The organism is Rhizobium sp. BK312, assembly GCF_014193605.1.
GTDB lineage: Bacteria > Pseudomonadota > Alphaproteobacteria > Rhizobiales > Rhizobiaceae > Rhizobium.
In genome coordinates this window covers 514,222-530,381 of the sequence record NZ_JACHZP010000001.1, presented here as the reverse complement: position 1 = coordinate 530,381, position 16,160 = coordinate 514,222, and the positions used below count along the sequence as shown (strand labels likewise).

Below are 16,160 nucleotides of genomic sequence, written 5' to 3'. Positions count from 1 at the left end.
GGCATGCAAGGACAGCAGCCGACCGTTTACGTGATCGACGACGATCCATCCGTGCGCGATGGGCTGGACAGCCTATTACGCTCCATCGGCTACGATACGCGTGCTTTTGCATCGCCGCGGAATTTCCTGGCTTCTTCTCGGTCTGAGGGGCCAGCCTGCATCGTCCTCGATGTCAGGATGCCGGATGCGAGCGGTCTTGATTTTCAGGATGAGCTTGCGCGTATGGGGTATGCAATCCCGATCATTTTTCTCACCGGGCACGGCGACGTGCCGATGTCCGTCAGGGCGATGAAAGCGGGGGCGGTGGAGTTTCTCTTGAAGCCGTTCCGTGAGCAGGATCTCCTCGATGCAATCAGGCAAGCGCTCGAAATCGATCGCATCCGGCTGCGTAAGCAGGCGGAGGAGGTCGATCTTCATGAGCGATTTTCGACACTCACGCCACGTGAACGCGAGGTGATGGCGCTCGTCGCACGAGGTCTCCTCAACAAGCAGATCGCTGCTGAGATCGGCCTCAGCGAAATCACCGTCAAGGTTCATCGAGGTCAGGCGATGCGCAAGATGCGGGCCGACTCCGTCGCCGACCTCATTCGGATGGCGGATAATCTTGGCCTCACGAACGATAAAGCCAGCGATACTGCGCCCGGGCTCCGTTAGTCTTGCAGCACTCGTCCCCAGTCGCGAGGATCTCATGACTTACGAATGCGGTGTTGCCACGTGGGTTAGTTCAATCCCGCGGAATCGTGGGCGTTCCCTGGTGAAAAATCATCTGCCATCGCCCATCGATACGCTGCCAAATCGAACTCCGTAAAGTATGCCGCTCCGGACCGCTCTCTCCGGCCTGCCGGACGCTTCTGTAGGTGACGAGGACAGCATCTGGTGAGATCGATCGAAAGGCATAGTCGCGGGAAATAATGGGAGGGGCGGCTTCTGCCGTCTTTTCTGCAGCCAGACCGGCGATCAGGTCATCCCTATCGTCGTAGACCGTACCGGAACTGCCAAATTCAACGAAGCCTTTGGCCAGCAATTCCTCCACGACTGCCGGCGACCGTCGTATTTCCGGGAGATGTAGCTTCTGCTCCAGCAGGCGGATCTCTTCAAGCTCGTGCTGGGGAACGTTCATTGTTTCAGCGACCTCCCGTGAATATCGATGTTTGCATGTCGTGGACCTCAGTATGTCACGAGCGCTTCCAGTTTTCTCTCCCGCTCGAACTTGTGGTTTTGATCATAGTCAGCTTCTCTAGATTGCTCCAACGCAGAGACGAAAAGTTCGGCGGCGTGACGACCCGCCTGTGTTCTGTCGTCTTCGATGACCGTTGCTATCCGCCGGAATAATTCGGACTCGAAGCTGCCTGCATTGTTCGAGGCATTCGGCCGTGACAGTCTTGCACCACCATCCAGTCTGATTGCCGACACATAGAACTCGTCCTCGTAATCGGCTCCTGCCGAGGTCAGCTCAGCACGCCCGTATAACAGCAATCCGGTTTCCCAACGATCGCATAGACGGATACTAAGCTCATCAAATGAATATTCGCAGGAGAATTCTGAAGCGTACATCATCATTCTCCCGCCCTGGCGATCGACGATAGCTCGGCAGCGCCGGCTCCCCTCAAGGCATCTGCCGGTATGATTATGAAAGCATTCGGCTGTCTCGGCATGAATGACATTCTCCTTCGATGGCCTTGCGGCTTTTCCAATCGTTGCAATTGGCCTGTCCGGTTTCGCTAACTTCGGACGAGATCCTGCTCTTGTCCGGGCTCATTCCATTCAGGGCCAATGGCTCTTCTCGGTGAAGTTGCCATTCAACATGATATATGTCAACATAATTTATGTTTATCGCGTACCTCAAATAGAAAATTGGTTTTATTTGCGTGCGATATGACCGCAGATCCGGCCGATGATCGTCAAGCGGTCCAATTCGACGGTAAAAGTTTCCAGTGCCGGATTGTCGGAGATGATCTTGACTTCGCTTGGCCGGCTAAAGGGAACTCGCTGCAAGCGCTTGATCTGCGGCTCCGTATAACCGTCGCTGATCGCATAGACCGTATCGGTGGTCATTTGGTTCTGTGAGAGATCGACGATGACGCGATCGCCGGGCATGTAGGTCGGCTGCATGGAATCGCCGACGACTTCCATGATGATCGTGTGGCTCGGGGAAGCCTTGGCCTCGTTTCGCAGATAGCCGGTGGGGATAAGCCATTCTGCGACGATCTTATGCCCGGCGACATTGCCTGAGCCGACGGGAAGGTTGATGACTTCGCCGACGACGCCGCTACCGGCGCCGAGCTTGACGTCCACTTCCGGTGTTGCGCCTTCGATCTGCGGCTTCCAGTGTTCCCGGCTATAGCTGAGCTCGTCGCCGCTCTCGGCAAATCCATCGTGATCCTGCTCGTCGGGATCGAAGGACATGACAATGTTTGGTGCCGGACGTGCGGTTTTGCGCTGGCCTTCGCCGGTGAGAAGATAAGCCGCGGTCGTGCCGAATTTCTTGGCATAGCGATTGGCGACTTCGGCGCTGAATTCGTTCTGACCATTTTCATGCGCGCGATAGGTGGACAAGCTCACGCCCAGCGCTTCTGCCGCCTTCGTGGCTGATGGATAATTTGCGGCTTCGCGCGCCGCTCTTAGTCGTTCGCCCATGGATTTCTGCATCTTTTGACCCTTGCAAAATTTCCGACATAAATCATGTTGACAACGTCATTACTATCAACATAATTTGTGTTTATCAAGGTGCCCGTGGCGCAAAACGCTGTTTGGCGGGTGAGCGGCCCGGCGCAGTACGCGACGGACAATGTTTTGGAGGTGGAGTTATGATCACAGGCAATGGGAACAGGAGGACAGCGTCGCCGGCTGGATATTTCGATCGCTTTTGGGGGTGCCCAGGATGCCTCCGAATTCTATCGATCGCGGAGATCATCGAGCTGCATTGTGAGGGTTGTGATGCAGCCGTCGAGCCTGCGGAAATGACGAAGATCGGGTCATTTTCCGAAGCAGTTGGTCAGGAGGCGCTGCCATGATCGAAATGCTTCAGGGTCTTCTCGCCTGTATCGGCGCCGCGTTGTTTTTTGTCGCTATGGTGATCGCGATAAAGTCGGTCATTTGGAAATCGCCAATGAGATCCCTTGAGGATGAGGACTTCGGTGCTCCGGAGGGAGACCAAATTCATTTCCGCATTGCCGAAGACCCCACGCTTGCGCCCAAAGAGCCGGCACGGCCGGCGAAACTGCGCAGGCGGTAGGCGGGCACCCAAACGTCAAAACCCAATCGAAAACTCTAGAGATAGACCTGGCCAAGCGAGCCGGGGGAGGTTGCTATGAACGAATTTCAAATCGGAACAGAAGCCGTTGCCGGCGGCCATCTCGGCTGGATTCGCAAGGTTCACCGAGCGACAAATGAGGTCCTCCGGGATAGGAGAGGTGAACCGATCGTCTTTGCGACGCAAGATGCTGCCAAGGCTGCAGCCGGCGAGGCGATGGTTGCTTATCTCAACACGCCGATGCTCCGAGATGGGGCGAGGGTGGAAGCGATTTCTAAGGCGGAGGCCTTCTTCAAACCCAAATCGGCCAGCGCTACCGCCACGATTGGAAGCGCTTAGTGAGCTGCCCATGGATGGAAGAGGCAACAAATTCGCCGACGAAAGGAGTTGAACTGTCATGACCAAAGGCAGGCTGGATCTTATTCTCGATGGGCTCGGTATCAAGCTGGTTCCCGTCCATCGGCGCCGCGCACCGGCGGAGAGCCACGCGCGCGGTACGATGCAGGAAATCCGGGGCCGCTACGGGGACGGTCATCTGGTCTTTGTTCTGCGATGCATCCGACAAACCGGGAGCAATCGCGATGAACTCTGGTCGGACACGATCGGCGCCATATCCGATGTCCTGGCGCAGCGCCAGGATTGGGCGCTGCAGCGTCCAGGTGATCTCTTGGGTGCCTTCGATGATATCGCGCTTGCTACATTGCGCACGGATGCAGTGGCGCGGCGGCCGTGGCCCGTTCGGGCGACATTGCGAACGCTGATTTATCAGGAATTGGAGAAACGACTTGATGCACCGGTCCGCCTTGCAGTTTGACGACCTGTCCCGTCGCGCGGCTGAGATTGCCGACCTGAGCCTGATCGTCCGTGCACGTTTCGTCGAAGCTGCCGATACGATGGTTCATCTCGACGTGCGCGGCATCCGGCCCGACAGGATGCGGACACTTTGGCCGGAGGTTTTGCCCGAACCGATGGATCATGCCGATATCCGCATTCGCTATCGGCCGAGTGCTGCAGCCATCAGTCGGGCAGAGGAGGTTTTGCTGGAATGGCTCCGGGTTCACGTCCAGGATGAGGAGCGGCGCATTCTGCTTTCGCGATGGTCCATTTGTCTTGCCGCGCCCTATATTGCTGGTTCGTTTCGGGATTTTTGCGCGCGGACCGGGCGCGTACGGCGCACGGCCGAACGGCGTATTCACAGCGAGTTCCAGAAGTTGGCCGATGTACTTCTCGCTGCCTCACCGATGCTTCAGGAACCGGATTGGTCGCGCATATCGCCAATGATGCCGAATGCGCCTGGCGGTCTCGACCGGGCAAGGCCCAAGGCACCCAAACATGAAACACATTGGCTGCCGGACGATGCGCGGCCAGTTTTCGACGCGGCAAGCCCGGAACTTGCCGAACTGGCCAAGCGACTGGAACGCGGGAATCGCAGGCGCGCCAAGATGAAAGTCTGAGCCGTCGCACTGATGCGGTCCGAACCCGCGATCATTGTGATGCGCCAGTATCTCCGATTGGTGACTTTGTTCAACCAAGCGCAAAGACGCCGGCGGGGCGAGTCTTTGCAGTGATCTCGCCAAAATCTGGGACCGTGTATTCTGCCAAGAGCCGGAGACGCGATGTCGGCAGATGAGTTCGCCAGGGATCACCGATCAGAATCATGATTTCCCGAGCCAGGCAGCGGTCCAGAAGTGCGATGACGCTCTCCGCAAGCGCTGCCTCATAGAAAAGATCCCCGACGCATATGACGTCGACGTCAGGCGGTTCGCTTTTCGTCAGGTCGGCGAGTACCGTATCGATCGTCACATCATTGAGCGCGGCATTGAGCTCGATAGCTGCGATTGCATAGGGATCGACGTCGGCGGCATAAACTTTCGCCGCGCGTGCCTTTGCAGCGGCAATCCCAACAATTCCCGAGCCGGCTCCCAGATCTAATACGCGGCGACCAGCCACACTTTCCGGCCTATCAAGAAGATAACGGGCGAGAGCCAGACCTCCTCCCCAGTAATGCGCCCAGTACGGTGAGCCGAATTGCAAATCTTGTTCTGCGAGGTGTCGCAGCCCGCTTTGTGGATCTGCTTTATGCAGGCAAATATCGGGGATACCGGGAACAGGCAGGACCGGGAGATTGGCGGCGATGAACCGCCGAACCCAATCCTGGCTCATGGGATCATCCGAACTGCTGTTTCGTCTTGCCGAGATTCCTGTCGGCCGGCCTTTGCGCATCTTGAGTATTTTCGCGAATTGAGGGCTAGATCGTTTAGTTCGTCGGACTGGAGAATCCGATATTTACGGGGAATTTCAATTGTTTATTTGTAGCCCCCGTCAAAATCCTTATTCCTTGCGCGCTGATCGGCCTTAAAAGGTGTCGCCAACTCAGCCGAAATACGGTATCTATTTTGGCATGATGAGAACAGTTGCAGCGACGCACTGTTGACCGCAAGCGATGTTTTAAACCGCTTGTTTCTTTCAAAATTCCATCGGAAATCATGAAGCATGACCAATGCCGACAAGCCAGTCGCGCCGCGCAAACCGCGTGCGCGCCGTCGCAAGGTTGTTTCCACCGAAGGTACGCCGCTTGATTACATGCTGAAAGTGATGCGCGACGACGAGGCGGACCAGAAGCGGCGCGATGAAATGGCGAAGATTGCCGCATCCTATGTTCATCAGAAACCTAGCGAGCGCTCCGGCGCCGGGGCCAAGGGAGGCCGCGGCGTCACCATCGATCTAACCAATGCCACGGATGAGCAGCTTGCAATAACGGCGACGAGACGAGCGGCGACGGTTGGCGTTATCGCGGGCGCGGCCTGGTGCAGATCACCGGTCGGGACAATTATGCCAAGTATGGCATCGCCGATGATCCGGATAGGGCTCTCGATCCTGATAAAGCGGTTGAAATCCTATTTGATGGCATGATCAACGGGCGTTTCACTGGCTGGAAGCTTGCCGATTACTTCAACGCTATCGGTTCCGATTGGCTCGGGGCGCGCCGGATTATCAACAGCACGGATCGAGCAATCGATATTGCCGGCTTTGCCAGGAAGTTCGCTGCGGCGATTGAGGGTGCTCGATAGATTCGCAGAACGATGGGCTGTGGCCGGATACAGGCTATACAAAGGGTGCTGACCTCCTAAATCCCTTTCGTGGCTGCCTCCCATGAATTCAAGGCTTCGGGGTCGCGCGCTGATGCACAACCCTCATCGATACAACAGGAGAATATATGTTCAATACGAATACGTTCCACAATATTCTGAATGTGTTAATTGCGTTATCGGCTTCGATGATCGCTATTCGAGGCTTTGCTGCAGCCGCTGTAGCGGCTTTGAGCATGCTGAAAATCGTTATCAATATCATGCGGGACGGTATTACGGGTTTGATAGAGCCTCAGCCGCCTGTTGACAAATAAGCTTATCCAGCCGCCGCACGCCATGAATAAGCAGCGGCGGCATTCCAAATCCCAAAATTCGGTCGAGAAAAGCGATGACGTTGCACGAATTTCTGGATGCTTTGGGCATCAAAGTCGGAGTTGTCATTGCTGGCCTTTCCGGCGGTATCCTGCGCGGTCTCTCCAGGCGCCGATATACGACGCGAGAGATTGTTGAATCGCCTATTTGCGGCGCGCTTGCTGCAACCTATTTAACGGAGCCGGCGCTTTTCTATCTGCGCGCTATCAACTGGCCTTTGCCTCAAGAGGATGTCGCGGCCATGAATGCCACGGCTTTCGTCGTTGGCGTATGCGCCATGTGGATTGCCGACCTGCTTTTTGACGCCATTTCCAGATGGGTTAAGGGAGGGCATGAAAGGACTTAGCGACGATTTCTTATGGGAATAGAGTTGCCGCAACAGGAGGGGAGTCTTAGCATTTTTGGATTGATATCCGTGCAGTCGAGACTATGTCTTGATTACCTTTCACCAAAGGGAATGGGGGCGCCTTGTGGTTGATTTGTCGGATCGTTTTGCGGTTTCAACCTGGTCCTTGCACCGGGCGCTCGGCGCCACCTATCCCTATAAGCCTGGCGATCGAGCATACCCGGCTCGCCAATCGACTTACGGGAAGGGTACGATCGAATTGATCGACGTGCCGCAACAATGCGCCGATCATAGCATCTTTCGGCTTGAGATTTGTTCCTTCCACTTGCCGAGTCTCCTTCCCAGCTATCTCCGTGATTTTCGCAAGGCCACAGAGGAGGCAGGCGTAAAGCTTCAGACGCTGCTCGTCGAAGACGGAGACCTGAGCAATCCGCAAACCGCTCAGCGCGACGCAGAATGGATGACGGGATGGATCGACGTTGCCGCGGCTCTTGGGGCTGGAAACATGCGTGTTATTGCCGGAAAGGCTCAGCCGACGAATCCAGCTTTGACGCTTGCCGAAACTCATTTGCGGCGGCTGGCTGAATTGACTGCCGCGGCGGGAGTGCGCCTCGTCATAGAGAACTGGTTCGATCTTCTGCCAGGGCCGGTGGAGGTCAACCGGATTCTCGATGCTCTGCACGGTACAGTCGGTCTCAATGGAGATTTCGGCAACTGGGAGCGAGCCGGCAAATACGAGGATCTAGCGAAGATCATGGGCCGCGCCGAACTCTGTCACGCAAAAGGACGATATTCAGCAGCAGGCCTCGATAAGGAGGATTATGTTCGCTGCATTAAGCTTTCCAACTCCGCTGGCTATCAAGGTCCTTTCACACTGATCTACGACTCCGCTTATCATCAGGATGAATGGTCCGGGATCCTCGACGAGCGAGACTGCATCGCCAGCGTCTTCGAAGAGAAATCGACATAAAATAAGGTCGCTACCGCCACATTTGCAGAGGCGTTACTTGGGGAAATTGTGCTCAGTTTTGGATATAAAGCTGGATATCCGAGCAACACATCAGTGTAAATCGTAATTGTGTAATGCGCCTAGCAACTGATCTTGTGTTTGATAACCGGCGTTATAAAGATCAATGGCCACATTAGCTGCGGACAGACCTTCCTGACTTTGCAATTTGATGCTGCGCTCGGCGCACCATGCAAAAAGGGCGCCTGCGAGGACGTCGATATCATCGGAGTAAAGCGGCGTGTTGACCATCATAGACATTCACTACACCATTCATGTCGGAGCTTGATATTGTGGGGTGAAGTGAACACTGCGTTGGTTTCGGAAATTTGCAACCAAGTTTACCGCGCGACGTTAACGGCCGCCTGATACGGGACAAACTCTGTGTCTTAACGTAACACGGGTTCATTATTGGACACATTATTGCTAATTTTGATGTCCGCCGGGTGGTGGCAGCGACCGAGTGAGCCTGTCCCCTGTATCGTGGGGCGCAACCAACAGTACCACGCCGAGCGTAATTGCCAGCGCAACTAAGACGGATAATACCAGCCTCGGCCGGGAAGGCATCATTGATGGACGGGATGCGACGCCTTAACAGCGGCCTCGATCAACTCCTCGGCATATAAAAGTGCCGATGCCGTATCTTCTCCGTCGAGTTTCAACTCCTTACACTTACGATGCAAGGCTCTGCGAATTTGGGCCAGCAACGCTGCGTCAATATCGACTTCGCCTTCTTCGAACACATGCGTCAGTGCCGACTGGGCGACAATCTCCAGAACCGCAACCCGACCTTCTATTTCGCCTAGAGAGGGTATCGCGTTCCTCTTTGCATGCTGCTTGCAATCGCGATGGGTAGTAAGCATCTCGGTCACCTCCTCCACGAAAGAACATAACTATCGAGAAAGGAAAAAGTTCGGCCACTTCTCAAAAAAACTGGGCTCTCGCAATGCGAGCAGCCATATTGCTCTGGAGTTATACATTTTCGGCAGCCTTTTCACTTCATAGGGCAAAGCTTGGGATCCGATAGTACATCGGCACAGCGGGGTGACCGGCGGAAATCATCGTAATAAAGCGTCCATATGGTGGTATCCGCGGCGCGATATGGCCCGAACTTGAAATATTGGTTTTTTCCCAACCCATGATCCGCATGTCCTATATGACCGGTGACAGTAACGATCCATTTATTGTTGGCAAATATCTCGATATGACCCGAGCCATCCGGGCCAGGTTTGCTGTAAATGGCAAAATCGATCCAGCCTGATGCCGGCGTCGGCAACTTGTTTCCACGATTTATTACTTTGATCGCGTTTGTGCAGCCTGTAAATTCTTGTCCGTCTGATTCGCCCCAATTGTCATCCGTAGCCACCAATGCGCGCATCTGATTGGTATCGGGACGAAACCAGACCGGCGCCTCGTCACTATTGCAGACCTTGCCTTTGTTTCCAGGCTCCTGGTTCTTGACGGGCGCAACGTAGTTGGTTTCTACGGTCGCGAAGAGCTTCCCATTATTGAGCCGCAATGCGAGAAAGGGACTGAAGTCCCCTTCGGCTTTCGGTCCGATTTCCCGCTTCCATTGAGCAATGAGGTAGCGATGGTCGCCAGAGGGTATGGGATCGGCGAACTTTACAGCGAAACCGTACCAAACTCCCTGATTGTATGGCACGCGATATTTAGTGCGCTCCCAGATCTCGGCTCTTTCGCTGCAATTTGTTTTATCCGGCGCGCAGAATGGCCGGACACTCAGCTTCAATGCTCCCGCGCCGGTACGTTTTACGTCTGATTGAAATTCGATCGTTCCTGCCTTTTGTTCAGCATTATCGCGATAGTAAAGGTGCCCAGATCGCGCGAAATCCTTGCCGTCGAAACCGTCGCGCAGCACTAATTGTGCTGGACTGTCGGCCAGAGCCGATGTTGTGGCACAGGTGCAGGCCAGTATGGCGGGCAGCGCATATTTTGCATTCATGCTGGAGTATTCCTCTGGCGGGACATTCATAGAGCTTTATCAATGACCTGTTCGCTTCCTGCAAGCAAGCAAGAGCGCTAGCCTTCAAGGCCGGGTGATGGCAGCTTGGTTTCGAAATGCGGAAGAGATAGATGGACAAATCGTTCTCTCCGCGTTTCATAGGCGAATACAATTTTTAGAGAAGGTTTCCATGACGATCGACCAGGATCTCGCCCGCATCGAGCTGCAAGAGGAAATGCTGCGTTTCGATGCTTTTGACCTTTCGACCGCTTGGGTGCTCGGCAAGTTGTTGCGCGACCTCGCCAGCGAGCGCAACATGGGCGTTGCCATCGATATCACCCTGCATTCCATGCCGGTTTTCTACATAGCCTTGCCCGGCTCGACACCTGATAATTCCAATTGGATTCGTCGGAAGCGCAATATGGTGCTGCGTTACTTCCGCAGTAGCTACGCCAGTACGTTGCGGCTACAGCAGCAGGGTAAGACGATCGAGGACAACGGGCTTTCAAGCGCGGAATATGCCGCATCTGGCGGTAGTTTCCCCATTTTTGTCAACGGCACGGGGTGCGTTGGCGCCGTCACCGTTTCAGGTCTGCCGCAGCGGGAAGATCACAATCTTGTTGTCGAAGCCCTGGCTCTCACTCTCGGCCACGAGCTTCACAATCTCAGCCTCGCATAGAGGGGCCGAAGCGGCGCCGCCAGTCGAGCGGGCGCGCTGCTGATCTCAGATCTTGCCGCCGGCCTCGGCGATAACCTTGGTCAGGCTGCCCGTGGCCGGGAAAAGCGGGATGAGGCAGGCCTGCAAGGCATGATAGATATCGCCCTTGCCAGGAAACAATGTATGAGCCGGAATTAGATCTTCCGTCAGCTCTTCATGCCAGCCGCCATTGACGCGATCGATGAAGGCTTGGCCGATCACGCTCCAGATCCTGCGGTAGCTTTCTTCGTGAAAATCGCTCGGGACGTGTTCGTTCAGGTAATGAGCGGCACCAGCCCCCTCGCAGGCAGGCCACCAAAGCTTGTTGCGCTTTGCAGGCACATCGCCCCAATCAAGTGTATAGAAGAATCCGCTCTTCTCATTGTCCCAGCCGAGTGACATGGACTGAGAGAAGAGGCCCTTGGCTGCTTCAGGCATCCAGGCATGCCGCTTTTCCCCAAGCGCCCAAAGCTGCAAGATCAGACGCGCCCATTCCAGCCAATGCCCTGGTGTCGTACCCGACGGGCGAAACATCTCATTGCCGCGGTAATTCTTATCGAGCACCCAGTCGGCGTTGAAGTGTTCGGTAACGCGCCAGCCGACGGACCCCGCCGAACGGCGAATGACGAGATCGGCGATACTTTCTGCTTTTTCGAGATATGTCTTGTCGCCGGTCGCTTCGAAAGCAGCCATCAGCGCTTCCGTCAGGTGCATGTTGGAGTTCTGGCCGCGATAGGTGCCACCGTCGATCAAGGACCAATCCCGATTGAATTCCTCGGCGATCGCCCCGTGCTTTGCTTCCCAGAACTTAGTATTCAGAATTTCCGTGACGTCTGCCAACATGCCATCGGCCAGTGGATGGCCGATCGTCTTTGCGGATGAAGCAGCAAGCAGCACGAAAGCGTGGCCATAGCCCTGCTTGCTGGAATCGACGGGGCCGTCATTGTTCAGCGACCAAAAATAGCCGCCATGCTCGGTGTCGCGATGATGCTTCCATAGATAGTTCATGCCGTGATCCACAATTTCGTTTGCGCCGGGACGGCCGAGCAACGACCCGATCGAGAAGCAGTGCACCATGCGGGCGGTCGAATGAATGCCGCGTACGGGATTTACCTTATCCAACGGCTTGCCGGCATCATCCATGTCGTGGAAGCCGCCTTTGGGATTGACGGCGCGGTACTGGAAGAAATTGAAAAGCGCATCGGCCTGATCGAGCAACCAGCGCCTGTGATAGGCGCGGGTGCTCCAGTTTCCGAGCGCTGTGGGTTCAACCTGTATGTTCATGCCGTCCTCCTAGGATTCTCTTCCAGAAGCCGTATAGCGCCGTCCGAAAGCGCTGTCATGGCGTTATGGGATGAAGCTGTGTCGTTACCCCCGCGTTGTCCATGGTCGGGCGGCAATTCGTCCGCTCTGCTTTTCCTGAAAGAACACAACTATAGAAGATGCGCGCTTGCGCTGCACCGAACATGAGCGTAGATATGTTGACATAAAGATATCTTTATGTGATCTGGTTGCGGAGTCGCAATCAGGCCAGAGGAATTCGCTTATGTTTGACACTCTTTTTGGTTCCGAGACGACGAAGCGTAATGGCGGCGAGATTTTCGAAGCCTTGCGAAAGGCGGCCAGTGAACGGATACTCGTGCTTGATGGCGCCATGGGCACGCAGATCCAGGGTCTCGGCTTCGACGAGGATCAGTTTCGCGGCCACCGGTTCATCGGTTGCGCGTGCCACCAGAAGGGCAATAACGACCTCCTCATCCTGACCCAGCCCGATGCGATTGAAGATATTCATTATCGCTATGCCAAAGCCGGTGCGGATATCCTCGAGACCAATACTTTCTCTTCCACCCGCATTGCGCAGGCGGACTACCAGATGGAAGGTGCGGTCTACGATCTCAACAAAGAGGGCGCCGAGATCGTCCGCCGCGCCGCGATCCGTGCGGAACGCGAAGATGGTAAGCGACGCTTCGTGGCCGGTGCGATCGGACCGACCAATCGGACGGCGTCCATTTCTCCTGATGTTAACAATCCTGGCTACCGTGCGGTCACTTTTGATGTTCTGCGCTTGGCCTATGGCGAGCAGATCGACGGTCTGATCGACGGCGGTGCAGATATCATCCTGATCGAGACAATTTTCGATACTCTGAATGCAAAGGCCGCGATCTTTGCATGTGCGGAGCGCTTCGAGGCCAAGGGTGTTCATCTGCCCATCATGATTTCTGGCACGATCACCGATCTTTCCGGGCGCACGCTATCCGGCCAAACGCCGTCAGCCTTCTGGAATTCCGTGCGCCATGCGAAGCCTTTCACAGTTGGCCTCAACTGTGCTCTCGGTGCAAACGCTATGCGGCCGCATCTGCAGGAGCTTTCGGCTGCTGCGGATACCTTCATCTGCGCTTATCCCAATGCCGGTCTGCCGAACGAATTCGGTCAGTATGATGAGACGCCCGAGATGATGGCGGCACAGGTCGAAGAATTTGCGCGCGAGGGGCTGGTCAATATCGTTGGCGGCTGCTGCGGTTCAACGCCGGAGCATATCGCCGCAATCGCTCAGGCAGTTTCGAAATATCCGCCACGGCAGCCTGCCGAGCATCGTCCCTTCATGTCGCTCTCGGGTCTGGAGCCATTCGAGCTCACCAAGGATATTCCCTTCGTCAATGTCGGTGAGCGGACCAACGTCACTGGCTCGGCGAAATTCCGCAAGCTGATCACCAATGCCGACTATACGGCAGCGCTTGCCGTCGCCCGCGATCAAGTCGAAAATGGCGCGCAGGTCATCGACATCAACATGGACGAGGGCCTGATCGACTCCGAAAAGGCGATGGTGGAGTTCCTGAACCTCATCGCCGCAGAGCCGGATATTGCCCGCGTTCCCGTGATGATCGACAGTTCCAAGTTTTCGATCATTGAGGCCGGCCTGAAATGCGTTCAGGGTAAGCCGATCGTCAATTCCATCTCGCTGAAGGAAGGCGAGGAGAACTTTCTCAAACAGGCACGGTTGATGCGAATGTACGGCGCGGCCGTCGTCGTGATGGCGTTCGATGAGACAGGTCAAGCAGATAGCTACAAGCGCAAGGTCGAGATCTGCTCACGTGCTTATAAACTGTTGACTGAAGTGGCAGGCCTGTCGCCGGAAGACATCATCTTCGATCCGAATATCTTCGCCGTTGCGACTGGCATCGAAGAGCACAACAATTACGGTGTCGATTTCATCGAGGCGACGAGGACGATCCGGAAGACCATGCCTCTGGTCCATATTTCCGGCGGTGTCTCAAACCTGTCCTTTTCGTTCCGCGGTAACGAACCCGTTCGCGAGGCCATGCATGCCGTATTTCTTTACCACGCCATTCAGGCGGGCATGGACATGGGCATCGTCAATGCCGGGCAGCTGGCTGTCTATGACAATATCGATCCGGAATTACGGGACGCCTGTGAGGACGTGGTGCTCAACCGCCGTCCGGATAGCACGGAGCGCCTACTTGAGATTGCCGAGCGCTTTCGCGGTGCCGGCAGCAAGGAGGCGAAGGCCCAGGATCTTTCCTGGCGCGAATGGTCGGTCGAGAAGCGGCTCGAACATGCGTTGGTCAACGGCATTACCGAATATATCGAGGCCGATACCGAGGAAGCGCGTCAGAAGGCTGAGCGGCCGTTGCATGTCATCGAAGGCCCGTTGATGGCCGGCATGAATGTCGTTGGCGACCTCTTCGGTTCGGGCAAGATGTTCCTGCCACAAGTCGTGAAGTCCGCCCGTGTCATGAAGCAGGCCGTTGCCGTGCTGCTGCCATACATGGAAGCCGAGAAAGCTGCCAACGGCGGCAGCAGCGAACGGCAGTCAGCCGGCAAGGTGCTGATGGCGACCGTCAAGGGCGACGTGCACGACATCGGCAAGAACATCGTCGGCGTCGTGCTTGCGTGTAATAATTACGAAATCATCGATTTGGGCGTCATGGTGCCGGCGACCAAGATCCTCGAGACAGCCGTCGCCGAAAAGGTCGATATCATCGGCTTGTCGGGATTGATTACGCCGTCATTGGACGAGATGGTGCATGTCGCCTCGGAGATGGAGCGGCAAGGCTTCGATATTCCGTTGCTGATCGGCGGGGCCACCACCAGTCGCGTCCATACAGCGGTAAAGATCCATCCGAGCTATCATCGCGGACAGACGGTCTATGTCACGGATGCAAGTCGTGCGGTCGGTGTTGTCTCAGCGCTGCTATCGCCCGATGCGCGGCAGGGCTATGTCGATACCGTTCGGGCTGAATATTTCAAGGTCGCTGCTGCGCATGCGCGGAGCGAGGCCGAGAAGATACGCCTGCCGATTGCAAGAGCGCGTGAGAATGCCGAAAAAGTGGATTGGTCGGGCTATAAGCCGGTCAAACCGCAGTTCCTCGGTACCAAGGTATTCGAGCGCTACGATCTGGCTGAGCTGGCGAAATATATCGACTGGACCCCATTCTTCCAGACCTGGGAGCTCAAGGGTCGTTTTCCGGCAATTCTCGAAGACGAGAAACAGGGCGGGGCGGCGCGGCAGCTCTATGCCGATGCACAAGCGATGCTCGAAAAGATCATCGCGGAAAACTGGTTTCGCCCGCGCGCCGTCATCGGCTTCTGGCCAGCGGGCACGGTCGGCGACGATATCAGGCTGTTCACCGACGAAAGCCGCAACGGGGAGCTTGCCACTTTCTACACACTGCGGCAGCAACTGTCGAAGCGGGACGGTCGCCCGAATGTGGCGTTGTCGGACTTTGTGGCGCCGGTTTCCAGCGGTGTCGGCGATTACGTCGGCGGCTTCGTCGTCACGGCCGGTATCGAGGAGGTGGCCATTGCCGAACGCTTCGAACGCGCAAATGATGATTATTCGTCGATCCTCGTCAAGGCGCTGGCCGACCGCTTTGCCGAAGCCTTCGCCGAGCGGATGCATGAGCGGGTACGTCGAGAGTTCTGGGGCTATGCTGCGGATGAGAATTTCACGAGCGAGGAGCTCGTTCTCGAAGCCTATGCAGGTATCCGTCCAGCACCTGGCTATCCGGCGCAGCCTGACCATACCGAGAAGGATACGCTTTTCCGCCTGCTGGATGCCGAAGCGACAACGGGCGTGAGGCTCACGGAAAGCTATGCGATGTGGCCAGGTTCTTCCGTCTCGGGCATCTATATCGCTCACCCGTCTTCCTACTATTTCGGTGTCGCCAAGATTGAGCGCGATCAGGTCGAGGACTATGCGGCTCGCAAGGGCATGCCCGTGGCAGAGGTAGAGCGTTGGTTAGGTCCTGTCCTCAATTATGTGCCGGAGAAGCGCGAGACCGCGGTCGACGACGCAGCCTGATCGCGAGTCATGTCAAAGACTTGCGGTGTTCAGCTTAGAATTTGATTCCATATACGAGCGCCACCTCAGCCATTCGGTTGGGGTGGCGCTTTTTTGATTCTGAGATTTTTA

At 56.0% G+C, this 16,160-nt stretch carries 19 protein-coding genes; 11 read left to right on the top strand and 8 right to left on the bottom strand.

The window, feature by feature from the left end; translation table 11 throughout:
- Positions 1 to 3 precede the first annotated feature (3 nt).
- Positions 4 to 654: a response regulator transcription factor gene (locus FHT85_RS02565; RefSeq protein WP_112411645.1), complete on the top strand. Its 651-nt coding sequence runs from the start codon at positions 4 to 6 to the stop codon at positions 652 to 654.
- A gap of 70 nt (positions 655 to 724) precedes the next feature.
- Here FHT85_RS02565 and FHT85_RS02560 read toward each other — a convergent pair whose 3' ends face one another.
- From FHT85_RS02560 to FHT85_RS02550, 3 genes are all read right to left on the bottom strand, one after another.
- Positions 725 to 1,120 carry a DUF4440 domain-containing protein gene (locus tag FHT85_RS02560; RefSeq protein WP_112334385.1) on the bottom strand — a complete coding sequence of 132 codons (396 nt, stop codon included), beginning with the start codon at positions 1,118 to 1,120 and terminating at the stop codon, positions 725 to 727.
- Positions 1,121 to 1,167: 47 nt separating this feature from the next.
- The gene (locus FHT85_RS02555; RefSeq protein WP_246779863.1) at positions 1,168 to 1,554 is read right to left on the bottom strand and encodes a hypothetical protein; all 387 of its coding nucleotides are present in this window, start codon (positions 1,552 to 1,554) and stop codon (positions 1,168 to 1,170) included.
- Positions 1,555 to 1,860: 306 nt separating this feature from the next.
- Positions 1,861 to 2,649, bottom strand: coding sequence for an XRE family transcriptional regulator (locus FHT85_RS02550; protein ID WP_015340459.1), 789 nt, complete (start codon positions 2,647 to 2,649; stop codon positions 1,861 to 1,863).
- A gap of 361 nt (positions 2,650 to 3,010) precedes the next feature.
- On the opposite strand from FHT85_RS02550, the gene FHT85_RS02545 reads away from it, so the two are divergent.
- The 4 genes from FHT85_RS02545 to FHT85_RS02530 all read left to right on the top strand — a co-directional run bounded on the left by FHT85_RS02545 (position 3,011) and on the right by FHT85_RS02530 (position 4,707).
- The gene (locus FHT85_RS02545) at positions 3,011 to 3,235 is read left to right on the top strand and encodes a hypothetical protein (RefSeq protein WP_112334390.1); all 225 of its coding nucleotides are present in this window, start codon (positions 3,011 to 3,013) and stop codon (positions 3,233 to 3,235) included.
- A gap of 75 nt (positions 3,236 to 3,310) precedes the next feature.
- Complete coding sequence (locus FHT85_RS02540) at positions 3,311 to 3,592, top strand: hypothetical protein (protein ID WP_112399018.1); 282 nt, start codon at positions 3,311 to 3,313, stop codon at positions 3,590 to 3,592.
- Between the two features lie 58 nt (positions 3,593 to 3,650).
- On the top strand, positions 3,651 to 4,067 hold the full coding sequence (locus FHT85_RS02535) for a hypothetical protein (protein WP_112334391.1): 417 nt from the start codon (positions 3,651 to 3,653) through the stop codon (positions 4,065 to 4,067).
- Positions 4,042 to 4,707 (top strand): DUF6362 family protein, encoded by a 666-nt coding sequence (locus FHT85_RS02530; RefSeq protein ID WP_112411647.1) that lies wholly within the window; start codon positions 4,042 to 4,044, stop codon positions 4,705 to 4,707. The genes FHT85_RS02535 and FHT85_RS02530 overlap by 26 nt, the downstream gene beginning before the upstream one ends.
- Positions 4,708 to 4,777: 70 nt before the next feature.
- On the opposite strand, the gene FHT85_RS02525 is transcribed toward FHT85_RS02530, so the two are convergent.
- Positions 4,778 to 5,416, bottom strand: a complete 639-nt coding sequence (locus tag FHT85_RS02525) for a class I SAM-dependent methyltransferase (RefSeq protein WP_183773948.1) — start codon at positions 5,414 to 5,416, stop codon at positions 4,778 to 4,780.
- Positions 5,417 to 5,746: 330 nt separating this feature from the next.
- On the opposite strand from FHT85_RS02525, the gene FHT85_RS30380 reads away from it, so the two are divergent.
- The 4 genes from FHT85_RS30380 (at position 5,747) to FHT85_RS02505 (ending at position 8,030) form a co-directional block, all read left to right on the top strand.
- A complete protein-coding gene (locus tag FHT85_RS30380) occupies positions 5,747 to 6,166 on the top strand; it encodes a hypothetical protein (RefSeq protein ID WP_246779862.1) in 420 nt (139 codons plus the stop codon).
- 304 nt (positions 6,167 to 6,470) lie between these two features.
- Positions 6,471 to 6,656 carry a hypothetical protein gene (locus tag FHT85_RS02515; RefSeq protein ID WP_112411648.1) on the top strand — a complete coding sequence of 62 codons (186 nt, stop codon included), beginning with the start codon at positions 6,471 to 6,473 and terminating at the stop codon, positions 6,654 to 6,656.
- A gap of 74 nt (positions 6,657 to 6,730) precedes the next feature.
- Positions 6,731 to 7,060: a hypothetical protein gene (locus tag FHT85_RS02510; protein WP_112411649.1), complete on the top strand. Its 330-nt coding sequence runs from the start codon at positions 6,731 to 6,733 to the stop codon at positions 7,058 to 7,060.
- Between the two features lie 124 nt (positions 7,061 to 7,184).
- On the top strand, positions 7,185 to 8,030 hold the full coding sequence (locus FHT85_RS02505) for a sugar phosphate isomerase/epimerase family protein (RefSeq protein ID WP_112411650.1): 846 nt from the start codon (positions 7,185 to 7,187) through the stop codon (positions 8,028 to 8,030).
- Positions 8,031 to 8,120: 90 nt separating this feature from the next.
- Here FHT85_RS02505 and FHT85_RS02500 read toward each other — a convergent pair whose 3' ends face one another.
- The 3 genes from FHT85_RS02500 to FHT85_RS02490 form a co-directional block, all read right to left on the bottom strand.
- Positions 8,121 to 8,327, bottom strand: a complete 207-nt coding sequence (locus tag FHT85_RS02500; RefSeq protein WP_112334397.1) for a hypothetical protein — start codon at positions 8,325 to 8,327, stop codon at positions 8,121 to 8,123.
- Positions 8,328 to 8,632: 305 nt separating this feature from the next.
- Complete coding sequence (locus FHT85_RS02495; RefSeq protein ID WP_112334398.1) at positions 8,633 to 8,929, bottom strand: hypothetical protein; 297 nt, start codon at positions 8,927 to 8,929, stop codon at positions 8,633 to 8,635.
- 131 nt (positions 8,930 to 9,060) lie between these two features.
- Complete coding sequence (locus FHT85_RS02490) at positions 9,061 to 10,029, bottom strand: polysaccharide lyase (RefSeq protein WP_112334400.1); 969 nt, start codon at positions 10,027 to 10,029, stop codon at positions 9,061 to 9,063.
- 190 nt (positions 10,030 to 10,219) lie between these two features.
- Between FHT85_RS02490 and FHT85_RS02485 the strand changes: the two genes are divergently transcribed.
- Positions 10,220 to 10,708 (top strand): heme-degrading domain-containing protein, encoded by a 489-nt coding sequence (locus FHT85_RS02485; protein ID WP_112334401.1) that lies wholly within the window; start codon positions 10,220 to 10,222, stop codon positions 10,706 to 10,708.
- Between the two features lie 45 nt (positions 10,709 to 10,753).
- On the opposite strand, the gene FHT85_RS02480 is transcribed toward FHT85_RS02485, so the two are convergent.
- Complete coding sequence (locus FHT85_RS02480) at positions 10,754 to 12,010, bottom strand: AGE family epimerase/isomerase (protein WP_112411651.1); 1,257 nt, start codon at positions 12,008 to 12,010, stop codon at positions 10,754 to 10,756.
- A 262-nt stretch (positions 12,011 to 12,272) separates the two neighbouring features.
- Here FHT85_RS02480 and metH point away from each other — a divergent pair, with 262 nt between their 5' ends.
- The gene (gene metH, locus FHT85_RS02475) at positions 12,273 to 16,049 is read left to right on the top strand and encodes a methionine synthase (protein ID WP_112411652.1); all 3,777 of its coding nucleotides are present in this window, start codon (positions 12,273 to 12,275) and stop codon (positions 16,047 to 16,049) included.
- The last annotated feature ends 111 nt before the right edge of the window (positions 16,050 to 16,160 follow it).

What these genes read in the sequence shown, in the direction of transcription:
- FHT85_RS02500 (WP_112334397.1), bottom strand. Translation starts at nt 8,327, where the DNA reads ATGTCTATGATGGTCAACACGCCGCTTTACTCCGATGATATCGACGTC.
- FHT85_RS02535 (WP_112334391.1), top strand. Translation starts at nt 3,651, where the DNA reads ATGACCAAAGGCAGGCTGGATCTTATTCTCGATGGGCTCGGTATCAAG.
- FHT85_RS02510 (WP_112411649.1), top strand. Translation starts at nt 6,731, where the DNA reads ATGACGTTGCACGAATTTCTGGATGCTTTGGGCATCAAAGTCGGAGTT.
- FHT85_RS02530 (WP_112411647.1), top strand. Translation starts at nt 4,042, where the DNA reads ATGCACCGGTCCGCCTTGCAGTTTGACGACCTGTCCCGTCGCGCGGCT.
- FHT85_RS02560 (WP_112334385.1), bottom strand. Translation starts at nt 1,120, where the DNA reads ATGAACGTTCCCCAGCACGAGCTTGAAGAGATCCGCCTGCTGGAGCAG.
- FHT85_RS02555 (WP_246779863.1), bottom strand. Translation starts at nt 1,554, where the DNA reads ATGTACGCTTCAGAATTCTCCTGCGAATATTCATTTGATGAGCTTAGT.
- FHT85_RS02525 (WP_183773948.1), bottom strand. Translation starts at nt 5,416, where the DNA reads ATGAGCCAGGATTGGGTTCGGCGGTTCATCGCCGCCAATCTCCCGGTC.
- FHT85_RS02540 (WP_112399018.1), top strand. Translation starts at nt 3,311, where the DNA reads ATGAACGAATTTCAAATCGGAACAGAAGCCGTTGCCGGCGGCCATCTC.
- FHT85_RS02490 (WP_112334400.1), bottom strand. Translation starts at nt 10,029, where the DNA reads ATGAATGCAAAATATGCGCTGCCCGCCATACTGGCCTGCACCTGTGCC.
- FHT85_RS02480 (WP_112411651.1), bottom strand. Translation starts at nt 12,010, where the DNA reads ATGAACATACAGGTTGAACCCACAGCGCTCGGAAACTGGAGCACCCGC.
- metH (WP_112411652.1), top strand. Translation starts at nt 12,273, where the DNA reads ATGTTTGACACTCTTTTTGGTTCCGAGACGACGAAGCGTAATGGCGGC.
- FHT85_RS02565 (WP_112411645.1), top strand. Translation starts at nt 4, where the DNA reads ATGCAAGGACAGCAGCCGACCGTTTACGTGATCGACGACGATCCATCC.
- FHT85_RS02495 (WP_112334398.1), bottom strand. Translation starts at nt 8,929, where the DNA reads ATGCTTACTACCCATCGCGATTGCAAGCAGCATGCAAAGAGGAACGCG.
- FHT85_RS02515 (WP_112411648.1), top strand. Translation starts at nt 6,471, where the DNA reads ATGTTCAATACGAATACGTTCCACAATATTCTGAATGTGTTAATTGCG.
- FHT85_RS30380 (WP_246779862.1), top strand. Translation starts at nt 5,747, where the DNA reads ATGACCAATGCCGACAAGCCAGTCGCGCCGCGCAAACCGCGTGCGCGC.
- FHT85_RS02550 (WP_015340459.1), bottom strand. Translation starts at nt 2,649, where the DNA reads ATGCAGAAATCCATGGGCGAACGACTAAGAGCGGCGCGCGAAGCCGCA.
- FHT85_RS02545 (WP_112334390.1), top strand. Translation starts at nt 3,011, where the DNA reads ATGATCGAAATGCTTCAGGGTCTTCTCGCCTGTATCGGCGCCGCGTTG.
- FHT85_RS02485 (WP_112334401.1), top strand. Translation starts at nt 10,220, where the DNA reads ATGACGATCGACCAGGATCTCGCCCGCATCGAGCTGCAAGAGGAAATG.